The organism is Thalassospira profundimaris (genome assembly GCF_003326795.1).
Taxonomy (GTDB): Bacteria; Pseudomonadota; Alphaproteobacteria; order Rhodospirillales; family Thalassospiraceae; genus Thalassospira; species Thalassospira profundimaris_C.
This window is the reverse complement of record NZ_JPWI01000039.1, coordinates 1-536: the sequence shown is the minus strand read 5'-3', so window position 1 is coordinate 536 and position 536 is coordinate 1. Positions and strand designations below refer to the sequence as shown.

1 protein-coding gene and 1 pseudogene are annotated in these 536 nt (G+C 53.0%); one reads left to right on the top strand and one right to left on the bottom strand.

The features are described from left to right. On the bottom strand, positions 1–209 hold a 209-nt coding region (locus TH30_RS21940), incomplete at its 3' end, for an FAD-dependent oxidoreductase (RefSeq protein ID WP_114100196.1). 142 nt (positions 210–351) lie between these two features. Between TH30_RS21940 and TH30_RS21935 the strand changes: the two are divergent. Then, positions 352–536 (top strand): annotated as a pseudogene (locus tag TH30_RS21935) (hypothetical protein); the annotation flags it as partial.

Here is a 536-nt window from a genome sequence, read left to right as displayed (position 1 = left end):
CCCGATCCGAGATACCCTTTTTCAAGGACCGCCACATTACGCACGCCAAACACCTTTGACAGGTAATAGGCCGTTGCCAATCCATGTCCGCCACCCCCGATGATGATCACATCATAATGGGGTTTGGGATCAGGATTACGCCATGCGGGCTTCCAGTTCTTGTTCTTGGAAAAAGCATTGCCAAGCAATGACAGGGCTGAATAACGCATCTTTGATCTTTCGCTGTTGCCCGCTTCGGGTACCAGCTGATCTTGACATAGGCGTAATTTGCGGCTTGTCTAAAAAGGACATCTAATAACAAATTTGGGACATTCATTCAGATGCTCCGAAATGCAGGATCAGAGGCACAAGATGACGTCCGCACACAAACCCGGAACCCGCCAGACATCGGCCAGCCCGTCTGCTGCCCTGATCCATTCCGGCCCCTCTGCCTTTCCGGCCCCGCAACATATCGGCTTTTTCCTGCTGCCTGATTATGCCCTGATGTCCTATGCCTCGGCGATTGAACCCTTGCGCGCGGCAAATCTTCTGGCCGG